The following is a 14,303-nucleotide window of genomic DNA, read 5'->3' on the forward strand; positions in this document are numbered from 1 at the left end:
CGGCGAATGGTAACAGGCGACACCCGCCCCGCTCCAGCGGGCAGGGCATTTAAGCCAATTTTGCGTCTGTAGCGCCCGTAGGCCGTGGTGAATGGCTGAATATCAGCAGACGGCATTTACCGTTCATCGGCTGTATGCCAGATTCGCCTGCTGATAACTTTCCTTACAATTCCTCGACTACAGTTTGCCCATGCCTGCCCAACTCAAGCGTCGCCTGTTCATTTTCCTGCTGCTCGTCCTGCTGATTGCCGGGGGCTTTTTCGCTCATTGGTTTTTCAAGGGCCGCTTTTATGAAAGCACCGACAACGCCTATGTCCAGGGTGAAATCACCCGTGTGTCGAGCCAGTTGAGCGCGCGCATCGACGAAGTCCTGGTGCAGGACAACCAGCATGTGGAAAAAGGCCAGTTGCTGGTGCGTCTCGAAGGCGACGATTTCCGCCTCGCCGTCGATCGCGCCAATGCCGCCCTCGCCACCCGTGAAGCCGAGCGCCTGCAGGCTCAGAGCAAACTGACTCAACAATCCAGTCTGATCGCCGCCAGCGAAGCGCAAGTGGCAACCACGCAAGCGACACTGGGCCGCTCGCAGATTGACCTGTCCCGCGCAGAAGCCCTGCGCAAACCCGGTTTCGTTTCCGAAGAACGGGTCACCACCCTCTCCGCCGACAACCACATCGCCCGCTCGCAAGTGGCCAAGGCCCAGGCCGATGCGCAGAGCCAGCGCCAGCAGGTCAGCGCACTGAATGCCGAGATCAAGCGCCTCGATGCGCAGATCGCCAACGCCCGTGCCGACCTTGCCCAGGCCGAACTGAACCTGACCCGCAGCGAAATCCACGCACCGATCAGCGGCCTGGTCGGCCAGCGTGCTGCGCGCAATGGCCAGATTGTTCAGGCCGGCGCGTATCTGCTGTCAATCGTTCCGGACGAAGACATCTGGGTGCAGGCCAACTTCAAGGAAACCCAGATCGGCCACATGCAGCCGGGCCAGAAGGCCGAGCTGGTCTTCGACGCTTATGGCGATACGCCCATCGAAGCCCGGGTCGACAGCCTGTTCGCGGCTTCCGGCGCGCAGTTCAGCCTGTTGCCGCCGGACAACGCCACCGGCAACTTCACCAAAGTCGTACAACGGATTCCGGTCAAACTGACCTTCAAAGCTGACAATCCGCTGCACGGCAAGATCCGTCCGGGCATGTCGGTCACCGCCACCGTGAATATCAAAGACGCCCCAGACAATGGCCGGTGATCAACTGATCCGCCCGGTCGGCGAACCGACCCGGCGGGACTGGATCGCAGTGATGAGCGTGATGCTCGGCGCCTTCATGGCGGTGCTCGACATCCAGATCACCAACTCGTCACTCAAGGACATTCAGGGCGCCCTGTCGGCGACCCTGGAAGAAGGCTCGTGGATCTCCACCTCGTACCTGGTGGCGGAGATCATCATGATCCCGCTGACCGCGTGGCTGGTGCAGTTGCTTTCGGCGCGGCGGCTGGCGGTCTGGGTATCGCTGGGGTTTCTGATTTCATCCTTGCTGTGCTCGATGGCCTGGAGCCTCGACAGCATGATCGTGTTCCGCGCCATGCAGGGTTTCACCGGTGGCGCGCTGATTCCGCTGGCGTTCACCCTGACCCTGATCAAACTCCCCGAACACCATCGCGCCAAAGGCATGGCGATGTTCGCCATGACCGCCACTTTCGCCCCGTCCATCGGCCCGACCCTCGGCGGCTGGCTCACGGAGAACTGGGGCTGGGAGTACATCTTCTATATCAACGTGCCGCCGGGGCTGATCATGATTGCCGGGCTGATGTACGGACTCGAGAAGAAAGAAGCCCATTGGGAGCTGCTGAAAAGCACCGATTACACCGGCATTCTCACGCTGGGCATCGGTCTCGGTTGCCTGCAGGTTTTTCTTGAAGAAGGCCATCGCAAGGACTGGCTGGAATCGAGCCTGATCGTGACACTGGGCAGCATCGCCCTGCTGAGCCTGATCACCTTCGTGATCGTGCAGATCTCCAAGCCCAACCCGCTGATCAATCTTGGCATCCTGCGCAATCGCAACTTCGGGCTGTCGAGTATTTCCAGCCTGGGCATGGGCGTCGGGCTGTATGGTTCGATCTATCTGCTGCCGTTGTATCTGGCGCAGATCCAGAATTACAACGCCTTGCAGATCGGCGAAGTGATCATGTGGATGGGTGTGCCGCAGTTGTTCCTGATTCCGCTGGTGCCGAAGCTGATGAAGTTCGTCTCGCCCAAATGGCTGTGTACTTTGGGGTTCGGGCTGTTCGGGCTGGCGAGTTTTTCATCCGGCGTGCTCAACCCGGACTTTGCCGGGCCGCAGTTCAACCAGATCCAGATCATCCGCGCCCTCGGCCAGCCGTTGATCATGGTGACCATTTCGCTGATCGCCACGGCTTATATCCTGCCGCAGGATGCGGGTTCGGCGTCGAGCCTGTTCAACATCCTGCGCAACCTCGGCGGCGCCATCGGCATCGCCCTCCTCGCGACGTTGCTGGATGCACGCACCAAGACCTATTTCGATTACTTGCGTGAAGCGGTGGTGCCGACCAATCCGCAGGTGGCTGAACGCCTGGCGTCGATGACCGATCGCTTTGGAAGTGATGCCGCAGCGCTGGGAAAATTGAGTGACATCGTCCATCAGCAGGCGCTGATCATGGCCTACAACGATGCGTTTCATTTTGTCGGGATTGCGCTGGGGATCAGTATGCTGGCGATCTTGCTGACCAAGAAGCTGCCCGCCGGCCTGAAGGCCGGCGAGGCACACTAAGACCGAGTCGCCCCATTCGCGAGCAAGCTCGCTCCCACAGGGGTTTTGTGAACAACACAACTCTAATGTGGGAGCGAGCTTGCTCGCGAAGAGGCCCGACTAAACAATGCAAATCTTCAGACTGCCAATAGGCGCTCGCGCATTTTCGCAATCTCGTCGCGCATCTGCGCCGCCGCTTCGAACTCCAGGTCGCGGGCCAGCTGGTACATCTTCTCTTCCAGTTGGCGGATGCGTTTGGTGATCTCGCTTGGCGAGCGCAATTCGGCTTCGTACTTGGCGTTTTCCTCGGCAGCCTTGGCCATGCCTTTGCGCTTCTTGCTGCGCGAGCCGGGCACGGTGGCGCCTTCCATGATATCCGCGACGTCCTTGAACACGCCCTTCGGCGTAATGCCGTTGGCCAGGTTGAAAGCGATCTGTTTGTCGCGACGGCGCTCGGTCTCGCCGATGGCGCGCTCCATCGAACCTGTGATGCGATCCGCATAGAGAATCGCCCGGCCATTGAGGTTACGTGCCGCACGGCCGATGGTCTGGATCAACGAACGCTCGGAACGCAGAAAGCCTTCCTTGTCCGCATCGAGAATCGCCACCAGTGAGACTTCCGGCATGTCCAGACCTTCACGCAGCAGGTTGATCCCTACCAAAACATCGAAGGTGCCGAGGCGCAGGTCGCGGATGATTTCGACCCGCTCGACTGTGTCGATGTCCGAGTGCAGATAACGCACACGGACGCCGTGATCGGCCAGGTAATCGGTCAGGTCCTCGGCCATGCGCTTGGTCAGCGTGGTGACCAGCACCCGCTCCTCCAGCGCCACGCGCTTGGTGATTTCCGAGAGCAGATCGTCGACCTGAGTCAGCGCCGGGCGCACTTCCACTTGCGGGTCGACCAGTCCGGTCGGGCGTACGACTTGCTCGATCACCCGACCGGCATGTTCGGCCTCGTAGTTGCCTGGCGTGGCCGAGACGAAAATCGTCTGCGGGCTCACCCCTTCCCACTCGTCGAAGCGCATTGGCCGGTTGTCCAGCGCCGATGGCAGGCGGAAGCCGTATTCCACCAGCGTTTCTTTACGCGAACGGTCGCCCTTATACATCGCGCCGACCTGCGGCACGCTGACGTGGGATTCGTCGATCACCAGCAAGGCGTCGGCCGGCAGGTAGTCGTAGAGGGTTGGCGGCGCCGCACCGGCCGGGCGTCCGGACAGGTAGCGCGAGTAGTTTTCGATGCCGTTGCAGTAGCCGAGTTCGAGGATCATCTCCAGGTCGAACCGGGTACGCTGCTCCAGACGCTGGGCTTCGACCAGTTTGTTGTTGTTGCGCAGGTATTCCAGGCGCTCCTGCAACTCGACCTTGATCCCCTCGATGGCGTCGAGCAGGGTTTCCCGGGGCGTCACGTAGTGGCTCTTCGGGTAGAAGGTGAAGCGCGGCAGCTTGCGGATGACCTCGCCGGTCAGCGGGTCGAACGCGGAAATGCTCTCCACTTCGTCATCGAACAACTCGATGCGGATCGCTTCGAGGTCGGATTCCGCCGGATAGATGTCGATCACATCACCGCGCACACGGAACGTGGCCCGGGCGAAATCCATGTCGTTGCGGGTGTATTGCAGGTCGGCCAGACGCCGCACCAGCGCACGCTGATCGAGCTTGTCGCCGCGATCGACGTGCAACACCATTTTCAAATAGGTTTCCGGGCTGCCCAGACCGTAGATGCACGACACCGTGGTGACGATGATCGCGTCCTTGCGCTCCAGCAATGCCTTCGTCGCGGACAGGCGCATCTGCTCGATGTGGTCGTTGATCGACGCATCCTTCTCGATGAAGGTGTCGGACGACGGCACATAGGCTTCGGGCTGGTAGTAGTCGTAGTAGGAAACGAAGTATTCGACGGCGTTGTTCGGGAAGAACGACTTGAACTCACCGTACAACTGCGCGGCCAGGGTCTTGTTTGGCGCCAGCACCAGGGTCGGACGCTGCACCTGGGCAATCACGTTGGCGATGCTGAAAGTCTTGCCCGAACCGGTCACACCGAGCAGGGTCTGGTGCGCCAGCCCGGCTTCAATGCCCTCGACCATCTGGCGAATGGCTTCAGGCTGGTCGCCGGCAGGGTCGAATCGGGTGACGAGCTGGAATTCAGACATAAACACCTCTGGAATCGCGACGCCGGCGACAAACCGCAGCACCACGAGAAAGACCGCAAACGACCGATGTCGCGCAAGGAAAAACGAAGATTGTGCTGAATGTGGAGCCGATTGCCTCGCCTTTCAAGGCAAACGTCCTACATCCGGTAAAGTCTCCGACAAGTCCATTCGACTAACGGTCGAGAAATAATCGGAAAAACTTACCTGAAAACCCGAATCGCCTGTCGCCATTGATCGATGATGGCCTCTATACTAGCTCCCCGTTTGTGCACCGCTCTAGTGCATTCGGCTGGAGCGCCACACGTCCCTCCACTCTCCATTAGAGCTGCCGTAAAAATGAGCCTGTTCTCCGCTGTCGAAATGGCACCCCGCGATCCAATCCTGGGCCTCAACGAAGCATTCAACGCCGATACCCGGACCAATAAGGTCAACCTCGGGGTGGGTGTGTACTGCAACGAAGAGGGGCGAATTCCACTCCTGCGCGCCGTTATCGAAGCCGAAACCATTCGCGCTGCTCAGCACGCCTCCCGTGGCTACCTGCCGATCGACGGCATCGCTGCCTACGACCAGGCCGTGCAAAAGCTGCTGTTCGGCAATGATTCGCCACTGCTGGCCGCTGGCCGCGTGGTCACCACTCAGGCCGTCGGCGGGACCGGCGCACTGAAAATCGGTGCCGACTTCCTCAAGCAACTGCTGCCGAACGCCGTTGTGGCGATCAGCGACCCGAGCTGGGAAAACCACCGCGCGCTGTTCGAAACCGCCGGTTTCCCGGTGCAGAACTACCGTTACTACGACGCCGCCACCCACGACGTGAACCGTGCCGGCCTGCTCGAAGACCTCAACGCCCTGCCGAACGGCTCGATCATCGTGCTGCACGCTTGCTGCCACAACCCGACCGGCGTCGACCTGAGCCCGGCGGACTGGAACAACGTGCTGGAAGCGGTCAAGGCCAAAGGTCACGTGCCGTTCCTCGACATGGCTTACCAGGGTTTCGGTGACGGCATCGCCGAAGACGCCGCCGCCGTGCGTCTGTTCGCCGAGTCCGGCCTGACCTTCTTCGTCTCGAGCTCGTTCTCCAAGTCGTTCTCGCTGTACGGCGAGCGCGTTGGTGCGCTGTCGATCGTCAGCGAATCGAAAGAAGAAAGCGCCCGCGTTCTGTCGCAGGTCAAGCGCGTGATCCGCACCAACTACTCCAACCCGCCGACTCACGGTGCAAGCGTTGTCGCCGCTGTGCTGAACAGCCCGGAACTGCGCGCCCAGTGGGAAGCCGAACTGGCTGAAATGCGCCTGCGCATTCGCGGCATGCGCGAGCAGATGGTTGCTCTGCTGGCGAAGAAAGCCCCGCAGCGTGACTTCAGCTTCGTCGGCCGTCAGCGCGGCATGTTCTCCTACTCCGGCCTGACCACCGAGCAGGTTCACCGCCTGCGCAACGAGTTCGGCATCTATGCCCTGGACACCGGCCGCATCTGCGTCGCCGCGCTGAACCAGAGCAACATCGAAGTCGTGACGGACGCCATCGTTCAGGTCATCTGATCCGGCGCAACACTGAAAACGGGAAGCTTTCGGGCTTCCCGTTTTTATTTGTCTGAAGAAAAGCCGCAACACCCTCTAGACTGCACACAGACGATATTTCAGAGAACCGACATGAAAAACGATGACCTGCGCGCCGACCGCGATGAGCTGGACTACTATCCGCCCCGCACCTCGGGCAAACGCGAAAAGAGCCTGGTACTGCAAGTGGCGGCCGGCGTGTTTCTCGGCGGCTTGGCCCTTTGGCTGGTGCAACTGGCGGCCACAGCGGTGTACGCAAAACTGCTGATGGGCACCTTTACATTCGGCGGCTAAATTCCCGTTGCTGAAAAAGTTTTCCGGCAAAGCTTGACTAGTCTTTTTAAATCAGTAACATACGCACCAATTCCGCAATAGCTCAGTTGGTAGAGCAAGTGACTGTTAATCACTGGGTCCCTGGTTCGAGTCCAGGTTGTGGAGCCAAATACAGAGCCCCTGAATCGAAAGATTCAGGGGCTTTTTTGTGGGCGTTGAAAAAGTGCGCGCCATAAAAAGGGCCGATCAGTTTTCCGACTGATCGGCCCTTTTTCATTCAGCTACAGCGGTCAGACATGCTCGCTGCTCTTGGCATGTACCTTTGGCGCACCATGACCGTGATCCGAATCCGGATCGATCACCGGCACTTCATTGCCGTCGCAGTCATGCAGCTTGCCGTCGCTGAAGTAATCACCTTCACGCAGCGCCGCCAGATCCCGATAACGCAGGGTCCGCTCTTCTGCCGCCGCGAACACCGACTGTTGATCCGAGTTACCCGCCGTGAAGTGGTTGAACGCCAGGTTCAGCAGGATCGCCATGATCGCCGACGAACTGATGCCCGAATGGAAAATGGTCGCGAACCAGCTCGGGAAGTGATCGTAGAAGTTCGGCGCGGCAATCGGGATCATGCCAAAACCGATCGAGGTCGCAACGATGATCAGGTTGACGTTGTTGCGGTAATCGACCTTGGACAGCGTACGAATGCCGCTCGCCGCCACGGTGCCGAACAGCACGATACCGGCGCCGCCCAGTACCGAGGTCGGCACGGCTGCGATCACCCGACCCATGAACGGCAGCAGGCCGAGGATCACCAGGAAGATACCGCCGGTCGCCACCACATAACGGCTCTTGATTCCGGTCACCGCCACCAGGCCAACGTTCTGGGCGAAGGCGCTCTGGGTGAACGAACCGAAGATCGGTGCAAACATGCTCGACAGCATGTCCGCCCGCAGGCCGTTGCCCAGACGCTTGGAATCGACCTTGGTGCCGATGATTTCACCGACCGCCAGAATGTCCGCCGAGGTTTCCACCAGAGTCACCATGACCACGATGCACATCGACAGAATCGCAGCGAAGTGGAAGGTAGGCATGCCGAAATGGAACGGCGTCGGGAAGCCGAACATCGGCCCTTGGGTGACGCTGGAGAAGTCCGCCATGCCGAGGAACACCGCCAGCACCGTGCCGATCACCATCGCCAACAGGATCGACAGACGCGAGATGGTCGAGCTGCCGACCTTGCTCAGCAACAGCACCAGCACCAGCGTGACCGCCGCCAGACCGATGTTCTGCATGCTGCCGAAGTCCGGGGCGTGGCTGTTGCCCCCCATGGCCCAGCGTGCGGCCACCGGCATCAGCGTCAGGCCGATGGTGGTGATCACGATGCCGGTGACCAGCGGCGGGAAGAACTTGGTGATCCGCGAGAACACCGGCGTGATCAGCAAACCGATCAACGACGCGGCAATCACCGCCCCGAGCACCGACTGAAAGCCGCCCTCCCCGCCACTGCTGACAATTGCCACCATCGTGGCAACACCGGAGAACGACACGCCCTGCACCAGCGGCAGCTGACATCCGAAAAACGGCAGACCCAGGGTTTGCAGCAACGTGGCCAGCCCCCCCGCAAACAATGAAGCAGCAATCAACAGACCGATGTCCGCCGGTGACAACCCGGCAGCCTGACCGATGATCAGCGGCACCGCGACGATACCGCCATACATGGTCAGAACATGTTGCAGGCCGTAAGCCATATTCGCGCCGACCCCGAGGTTTTCGTCCTCGGGCCGTTGGTGTGAAACATGGGGCGTTTTCATGGTGGGGGGTTCCCTGTTTTTTGTTATGCGCACACTGTATTCAATAGTCGTGACAAATGTCCATAGAGTTGTATACAACTTATCAGTCACATTATGGATAGGTAGCCACCCAACCTTCTACCCCGCCGCTTCCATCCCCCACAAATCCGGCAACACATCGTTGACTGGCCCCGCGTTTTATCCACCTAGGCTGAAGTGTTCATGGCGACCGACGGTGCGGCCGCACTCTTTTTTATACATATAAAGTATGCATAATGAAGTCATTCAAGATTCAGTTCGACAAAAGCAAGAATGCTGCCAATAAACTCAAGCACAGAGGGATCAGCCTCGCCGAGGCCGAACCGGTCTTCCACGATGAGCGAGCGCTGACCATTGAGGACAACGACCATGACGAGCAACGCTGGATCACACTCGGCACCGACGCCAAGGGACGTTTGCTGGTCGTTGTGTACAGCTATCGGGAGCCGAATATTGTTCGAATCATTTCCGCGCGCACCGCAACCCCCAGCGAGCGACGCCAATACTTTCCGGAGACTTGATCAATGAAGGATGAGTACGATTTCAGCCAAGGTAAACGCGGCGCCATCGCCTCCAACAAGGGCAAGACCCGCATCACCATCATGCTCGACGACGCAGTCATCGAAGCCGCGCGCGGAGTTGCAGAAAGCGAGGGCTATGGCTACCAGACCGTAATCAACAACACCCTGCGGCATGCATTGCTCGAAAACCGGGGCGCAGCCGATGAACTCGAGCATTCCATCGGGCAATTCAAGAAAGGCATCACCGCCACCGACCTCAAGAGCCTTGAGAAAAAACTGTCGGCGGCCGTAAACGAAATCCGGCGGGTGCTGGAGCCGGATGCAAAACCTTAGGTTTCAGTTCGGCTGAATCAAGCGCGCCAGTGCCAGACGCGCACCAGGCTGGTGCGGCAAGCGCAGGCCGAACTCCCGCTCCAGCAATTCGATCAGTTCGTCGACATCTGTCACTTCGTGCCGTTCGCTCTCGGCACCGATGCGGTGGATCGCGAAACTGCCGTTGTTCAACGTTCGCCGCCAGCCGTCGCCCGTACGCGCGACCATCAGGCGCTGGGCGAACGGTGAGTCCGGATGGGTCGAGACGTACCAGTTGCCGAGGGTGTAATCGATGTCTTCCTGGCGTTGCAGGTCGAACAGGTACATCGGCCGCCATTCGCCGGCGACCCTGGCCCGCAGCATGTAGCCATCGGCCTGCACTTCGATGCGATACGGCTCGTGCGGCGTGGATTGCTCGGCTTCGGTATCGAGCACCAGCGGCGCGGTCGGCACCATGCCGCCGAAGCCGACATCGGTGATGTAGCGCACGCCGTCGAGGGTCACCAGGCTCAAGCGATGAGTGCGCGCCGTCCAGCTGCCTTCGGGCTGATTCATGACCACTCGGCCGCTGATGCCCCGTGCATCGAACCCCAGCTCCAGCAACAAGGCCAGAAACAGATTGTTGAGTTCGTAGCAGTAACCGCCACGGGCATCCTCCAGAACCTTGCGCTGTATTGACGGCAGATCGATCAGTACAGGTTCGCCGCTGAGCGTCGACAGATTCTCGAAGGGAAAGGCGCCGGTATGACGCAACTGCAACAGACGCAGGGTCTCAAGGGTCGGTGCCGGGGGCGTGTCGAATCCCAATCGTTGCAGATACTGTTTCAGATTCGTCAGGCGTGGCTCGCTCATTGCTCGGTCCTTATGCATGGAGGCGCGGATCGTTCCGCTGATGGTCGCCATGTATACGGGATCCGGGCATTGAATCGACAATTGATTTCACCAATCGGCCTTGGCGCCTGAACCGGCGGTTGCAACGACGCTGCCCGATGCGGCGTAATAAGCTCTCGCCCGAACTACCAAGAGCCACGCCCATGCACATAACACTGCAAGGCCAGGGCATCGTCCTGCGCCCGCTGCAATATTCCGATGCCGACGCCCTGGTCCACGCTGCCGCAGACGGTGAGCTGTGGAATCTCACCGTCACCGTGGTGCCGTCGGCGAGCACTGTCGACAGCTATCTGAAAAAGGCCCTCGACGGTCGTGAGGCCGGCACGGTCATGCCGTTTGCAATTGTGTTGAAGGAAACCGGCGAGGTGATCGGCTCGACCCGTTTCTGGAAGATAGATCCGCTCAATCGCAAACTGGAGATCGGCAGCAGCTGGATCTCGGCGCGCTTCCAGAAAACCTTCGTCAACACCGAAGCCAAGTACCTGATGCTGCGCCACGCCTTCGAAGTGCTCGATTGCGTGCGCGTGCAGTTCACCACCGACGAAAACAATCAGAAGTCACGCCATGCGATCCTGCGCCTGGGCGCACAGCAGGAAGGCATCGTGCGACACGAACGGATCATGCCCGATGGCCGCAAGCGCAACTCGGTGCGCTTCAGCATCATTGATGACGAATGGCCGCAGGTGCGCCAGAACCTCGAACAGAAACTCGCCGGATACGAACGCCGCTGATCCGGCTCAGGCGCGATGGCGCAGCCACTGCAGGAAGCCTCTTTTCGGCACGGCTACCGGCGTTTCCTGAGTCAGCGCCTGCGCCTTGAGCAGGCGGAAATCCAGCAGCGCCTTCATTGCATCGTTGATGTCATGACGGGCATCCAGGCAAGGCTTGAGATACGACTTCTCGATGCGGTATAGGGCGCAGAACGTCTTGGCGGAAAAATCGGCCGGCAACGAGGTATCGGAAAGGATCCCGGCCTCGCCGATCACTTCACCCGGCCCCATGCGCCCTGATTCGAACGGTACACCGTGACGGTTCAACGTCACCGAAACCACACCGGACTCGATGATGAACAGATGGTCGCTGACTTCCCCGCCCGCCAGAATGATCTCGCCGGCACGGAAGGTTTGCAGAGCCATGTTCTGGCTGAAGGTCTCTTTCTCTTCCTGACGCAGGGTGGAGAAGATCGGCGAGCTGTCGAGCAACGCCCGAGGCCGTGAGAGATGGGCCGGGGCGGCGGGCTCATCGCTCGACAGCAGATTGACTCCGGACGCTTGCAGATGCCGGTAAGCCAGATCGAACAACTGATTGCGCACCGCACGCTTCTCGCTCATCGACGCCACGAAACCACTGATTTCATATTCCGCACCGGCACTGCTCGAACTCTTCAACGCGACGCTTGGCGCCGGGTTGTCCAGCAATGGGCGACAGCCTTGCATCGCCCGCTCCAGGGCGTCGATCACCGAGTTCGGCCGCGCATGGGGGCTGACCTGCACACTCACGGCAACACCGAACATGTTGCTCGGGCGGCTGAAGTTGATGATCTTCGCCTTGGCCGCCAGCGAGTTGGGAATCACCGCCATGCTGCCCTGTGAGGTTTGCAGGCGCGTGGCGCGCCAGTCGATGTCGGTGACCCGCCCTTCCGTGCCGTCGATGGAAATCCAGTCATCGAGTTGATAGGGCTTGGTGGTGTTCAGGACGATCCCGGAAAACACGTCGCTCAGGGTACTCTGCAACGCCAGACCGACGATGATCGCCAGCGCTCCGGACGTGGCCAGCACGCCCTTGACCGGAAGATCCAGCACATAGGCCAGCGCCGCAATGATGGCAATCAGGAAAATCACTGCGCCGAGCAGATCCTGCAACAGCCGCCCGGTGTGGCCGACCCGCTGCATCATCACCGCGCCGATCAACACCGTCAGCGTGCGCGCGCCAAACAGCCACCAGCCGATCTGCAACCCGGTCGCCGCCAGATGCAGCGGCACGTTGTCAGCCCACGGCGCCGGCTCCATCGGATTGAGACCTTCGTTGAACAGCAGCACGCTGAACAGGCTGAAAATCAGTACCCGCACCAGCAGCTTCCATTCGCTGCCGTGGGAACTGATCAGGCGCCACAGTCCCAGGTCGAGCAGGATCAGGATCAACGCGCAGAACAACGGATGTTCGGTCAGCAGAGACAGCATCAAACGACTCCGACAAAGGTCAATCGCGAGAAGATCGCACAGATTGGGCTTAGTGTAGGAGCAATTGATTTGGCGGGATGAGTGCCATTTGGCAGGCGCCGAAAAAACCCGTGGGAAACAACGTGTTCCCACAGGTTTTCATGGGGCTGATTACTTGCCGCTGGTCAGCGTGCTGTAGCTGGTCATCAGGTTGCGGTAGTCCGGAATGTGGTTGGAAAACAGCGTACCCAGCCCCTCTATATCGTTGCGCCAGTCACGGTGCAACTCGCAGGCCAGACCGAACCAGGTCATCAATTGCGCGCCGGCGCTGGACATGCGGTTCCATGCCGATTCACGGGTCAGTTCATTGAACGTGCCGGAGGCGTCGGTCACCACGAATACATCAAACCCTTCTTCAAGGGCCGACAGCGCCGGGAATGCCACACACACCTCAGTCACCACACCGGCAATGATCAGCTGTTTCTTGCCGGTGGCCTTGATCGCCTTGACGAAGTCCTCGTTGTCCCAGGCATTGATCTGGCCGGGACGGGCAATGTACGGCGCCTCGGGGAACAATGCCTTGAGCTCGGGCACCAGCGGGCCGTTGGGGCCGGTTTCGAAACTGGTGGTCAGGATCGTCGGCAGCTTGAAGTACCTGGCCAGGTCGGCCAGTGCCAGCACGTTGTTCTTGAACCGGTCAGGCTCGATGTCGCGCACCAGCGACAGCAGCCCGGCCTGATGGTCGACCAGCAGAACGGCGGCGTTGTTCTTGTCCAGACGTTTGTATTGAGTGCTCATTGCAGTAATCCTCGCGTGTTGTCGATCTCGACGGAATGTCGAGGTCTCGGGTCAGCGCCGGGAATCCAGCGTTTTCTCTTTCTTTCGGGCAGCAGCCATCCCTGGCCTTCGAACCGGCCTACGCATCCTGTGTAGAGCGGGGGGTGGAAGCGCGGCGTGTCAGCCGTGCATGCGGCCGAAGCGGCCGGACTGGAAGTCGGCGAATGCCTGGTGGATTTCCTGCTCGGTGTTCATCACGAACGGACCGTGGCCGACGATGGGTTCGTCGATCGGCTCGCCGCTGAGCAGCAACACCACCGCATCTTCGCTGGCCTCAAGTGTCAGTTGCCGACCGTCACGCTCGAACAGCGCCAACTGGCCCTGGCGCACCGACTCCAGACCGTTGACCTGCACCGAACCGCGCAACAGCACCAACGCGGTGTTGCGGCCCTCGTGCAGATCCAGCGTCAGCAACTTGCCGGCGTTCAGGCGCAGATCCCACACGTCGATCGGCGTGAAGGTGCGGGACGGGCCTTTGTGGCCGTCGAACTCACCGGCGATCAGGCGCAGGCTGCCCGCGCCGTCCTTGAGCGGGATGCTCGGAATGTCACCATCCAGAATGGTCTGGTAACCGGGCGCCGCCATTTTGTCCTTGGCGGGCAGGTTGACCCACAGCTGCACCATTTCCAGATTGCCGCCGGTTCTGGCGAAGTTGTCCGAGTGAAACTCCTCATGCAGGATCCCGGACGCAGCGGTCATCCACTGCACATCGCCCGGGCCGATGGTGCCGCCAGCACCGGTGGAGTCGCGGTGCTGCACTTCGCCCTCGTAAACGATAGTCACGGTTTCGAACCCGCGGTGCGGATGCTGACCAACGCCACGTCGCTCGGTGGTCGGGGTGAATTGCGCTGGCCCGGCGTGATCCAGCAGCAGGAATGGGCTGATGTGCTTGCCCAGGCTGTCGTAGGAAAACAGCGTGCGAACCGGGAAACCATCGCCGACCCAATGGCCGCGAGGGCTGGTGTAGATACCGATGATGTTTTTCATGGTTGCCTCCAATTGGGTGAATGACGCGATG

Annotated in this window: 13 protein-coding genes and 1 tRNA gene; 8 read left to right on the top strand and 6 right to left on the bottom strand. The window is 60.2% G+C overall.

What is annotated here, in order from left to right:
- Positions 1-190: 190 nt before the first annotated feature.
- Both OQ248_RS00815 and OQ248_RS00820 read left to right on the top strand, forming a co-directional pair.
- The gene (locus OQ248_RS00815) at positions 191-1,240 is read left to right on the top strand and encodes an HlyD family secretion protein (RefSeq protein ID WP_119427460.1); all 1,050 of its coding nucleotides are present in this window, start codon (positions 191-193) and stop codon (positions 1,238-1,240) included.
- 49 nt (positions 1,241-1,289) lie between these two features.
- Positions 1,290-2,780, top strand: coding sequence for an MDR family MFS transporter (locus tag OQ248_RS00820; protein ID WP_265815044.1), 1,491 nt, complete (start codon positions 1,290-1,292; stop codon positions 2,778-2,780).
- 116 nt (positions 2,781-2,896) lie between these two features.
- On the opposite strand, the gene uvrB is transcribed toward OQ248_RS00820, so the two are convergent.
- Entirely contained in the window at positions 2,897-4,912 is a 2,016-nt protein-coding gene (gene uvrB, locus OQ248_RS00825; RefSeq protein ID WP_085711986.1) for an excinuclease ABC subunit UvrB, read from the bottom strand.
- Between the two features lie 336 nt (positions 4,913-5,248).
- On the opposite strand from uvrB, the gene OQ248_RS00830 reads away from it, so the two are divergent.
- From OQ248_RS00830 to OQ248_RS00840, 3 genes are all read left to right on the top strand, one after another.
- Positions 5,249-6,445 carry an amino acid aminotransferase gene (locus OQ248_RS00830; protein ID WP_085711985.1) on the top strand — a complete coding sequence of 399 codons (1,197 nt, stop codon included), beginning with the start codon at positions 5,249-5,251 and terminating at the stop codon, positions 6,443-6,445.
- A gap of 111 nt (positions 6,446-6,556) precedes the next feature.
- Positions 6,557-6,757 carry a hypothetical protein gene (locus OQ248_RS00835; RefSeq protein ID WP_265811784.1) on the top strand — a complete coding sequence of 67 codons (201 nt, stop codon included), beginning with the start codon at positions 6,557-6,559 and terminating at the stop codon, positions 6,755-6,757.
- A gap of 71 nt (positions 6,758-6,828) precedes the next feature.
- Positions 6,829-6,904, top strand: a tRNA-Asn gene (locus OQ248_RS00840).
- Between the two features lie 122 nt (positions 6,905-7,026).
- Here OQ248_RS00840 and OQ248_RS00845 read toward each other — a convergent pair.
- The gene (locus OQ248_RS00845) at positions 7,027-8,547 is read right to left on the bottom strand and encodes a nucleobase:cation symporter-2 family protein (RefSeq protein ID WP_085711984.1); all 1,521 of its coding nucleotides are present in this window, start codon (positions 8,545-8,547) and stop codon (positions 7,027-7,029) included.
- A 254-nt stretch (positions 8,548-8,801) separates the two neighbouring features.
- Between OQ248_RS00845 and OQ248_RS00850 the strand changes: the two genes are divergently transcribed.
- Positions 8,802-9,086 (top strand): BrnT family toxin, encoded by a 285-nt coding sequence (locus OQ248_RS00850; protein WP_134826059.1) that lies wholly within the window; start codon positions 8,802-8,804, stop codon positions 9,084-9,086.
- Between the two features lie 3 nt (positions 9,087-9,089).
- Positions 9,090-9,419, top strand: a complete 330-nt coding sequence (locus OQ248_RS00855; RefSeq protein ID WP_265811785.1) for a BrnA antitoxin family protein — start codon at positions 9,090-9,092, stop codon at positions 9,417-9,419.
- Between the two features lie 3 nt (positions 9,420-9,422).
- Here the strand turns inward: OQ248_RS00855 and OQ248_RS00860 are convergent, their stop codons facing one another.
- A complete protein-coding gene (locus OQ248_RS00860) occupies positions 9,423-10,250 on the bottom strand; it encodes an arylamine N-acetyltransferase (RefSeq protein ID WP_265811786.1) in 828 nt (275 codons plus the stop codon).
- A gap of 182 nt (positions 10,251-10,432) precedes the next feature.
- Between OQ248_RS00860 and OQ248_RS00865 the strand changes: the two genes are divergently transcribed.
- Positions 10,433-11,020, top strand: a complete 588-nt coding sequence (locus OQ248_RS00865) for a GNAT family protein (RefSeq protein ID WP_265811787.1) — start codon at positions 10,433-10,435, stop codon at positions 11,018-11,020.
- A 6-nt stretch (positions 11,021-11,026) separates the two neighbouring features.
- Here OQ248_RS00865 and OQ248_RS00870 read toward each other — a convergent pair whose 3' ends face one another.
- The 3 genes from OQ248_RS00870 to OQ248_RS00880 all read right to left on the bottom strand — a co-directional run bounded on the left by OQ248_RS00870 (position 11,027) and on the right by OQ248_RS00880 (position 14,272).
- Complete coding sequence (locus OQ248_RS00870; protein WP_085711979.1) at positions 11,027-12,469, bottom strand: mechanosensitive ion channel family protein; 1,443 nt, start codon at positions 12,467-12,469, stop codon at positions 11,027-11,029.
- 150 nt (positions 12,470-12,619) lie between these two features.
- Positions 12,620-13,246, bottom strand: coding sequence for an isochorismate family cysteine hydrolase YcaC (gene ycaC / locus OQ248_RS00875; protein WP_248744208.1), 627 nt, complete (start codon positions 13,244-13,246; stop codon positions 12,620-12,622).
- Between the two features lie 159 nt (positions 13,247-13,405).
- Positions 13,406-14,272, bottom strand: coding sequence for a pirin family protein (locus OQ248_RS00880; protein ID WP_265811788.1), 867 nt, complete (start codon positions 14,270-14,272; stop codon positions 13,406-13,408).
- Positions 14,273-14,303: the final 31 nt, after the last annotated feature.

Origin of the sequence: Pseudomonas sp. COW5, from assembly GCF_026240005.1 — a bacterium.
GTDB lineage: Bacteria > Pseudomonadota > Gammaproteobacteria > Pseudomonadales > Pseudomonadaceae > Aquipseudomonas > Aquipseudomonas kribbensis.

Coding starts and splice junctions, on each gene's coding strand:
- ycaC (WP_248744208.1), bottom strand. CDS start 13,246: ATGAGCACTCAATACAAACGTCTGGACAAGAACAACGCCGCCGTTCTG.
- OQ248_RS00835 (WP_265811784.1), top strand. CDS start 6,557: ATGAAAAACGATGACCTGCGCGCCGACCGCGATGAGCTGGACTACTAT.
- OQ248_RS00830 (WP_085711985.1), top strand. CDS start 5,249: ATGAGCCTGTTCTCCGCTGTCGAAATGGCACCCCGCGATCCAATCCTG.
- uvrB (WP_085711986.1), bottom strand. CDS start 4,912: ATGTCTGAATTCCAGCTCGTCACCCGATTCGACCCTGCCGGCGACCAG.
- OQ248_RS00865 (WP_265811787.1), top strand. CDS start 10,433: ATGCACATAACACTGCAAGGCCAGGGCATCGTCCTGCGCCCGCTGCAA.
- OQ248_RS00880 (WP_265811788.1), bottom strand. CDS start 14,272: ATGAAAAACATCATCGGTATCTACACCAGCCCTCGCGGCCATTGGGTC.
- OQ248_RS00855 (WP_265811785.1), top strand. CDS start 9,090: ATGAAGGATGAGTACGATTTCAGCCAAGGTAAACGCGGCGCCATCGCC.
- OQ248_RS00870 (WP_085711979.1), bottom strand. CDS start 12,469: ATGCTGTCTCTGCTGACCGAACATCCGTTGTTCTGCGCGTTGATCCTG.
- OQ248_RS00845 (WP_085711984.1), bottom strand. CDS start 8,547: ATGAAAACGCCCCATGTTTCACACCAACGGCCCGAGGACGAAAACCTC.
- OQ248_RS00850 (WP_134826059.1), top strand. CDS start 8,802: ATGAAGTCATTCAAGATTCAGTTCGACAAAAGCAAGAATGCTGCCAAT.
- OQ248_RS00860 (WP_265811786.1), bottom strand. CDS start 10,250: ATGAGCGAGCCACGCCTGACGAATCTGAAACAGTATCTGCAACGATTG.
- OQ248_RS00815 (WP_119427460.1), top strand. CDS start 191: ATGCCTGCCCAACTCAAGCGTCGCCTGTTCATTTTCCTGCTGCTCGTC.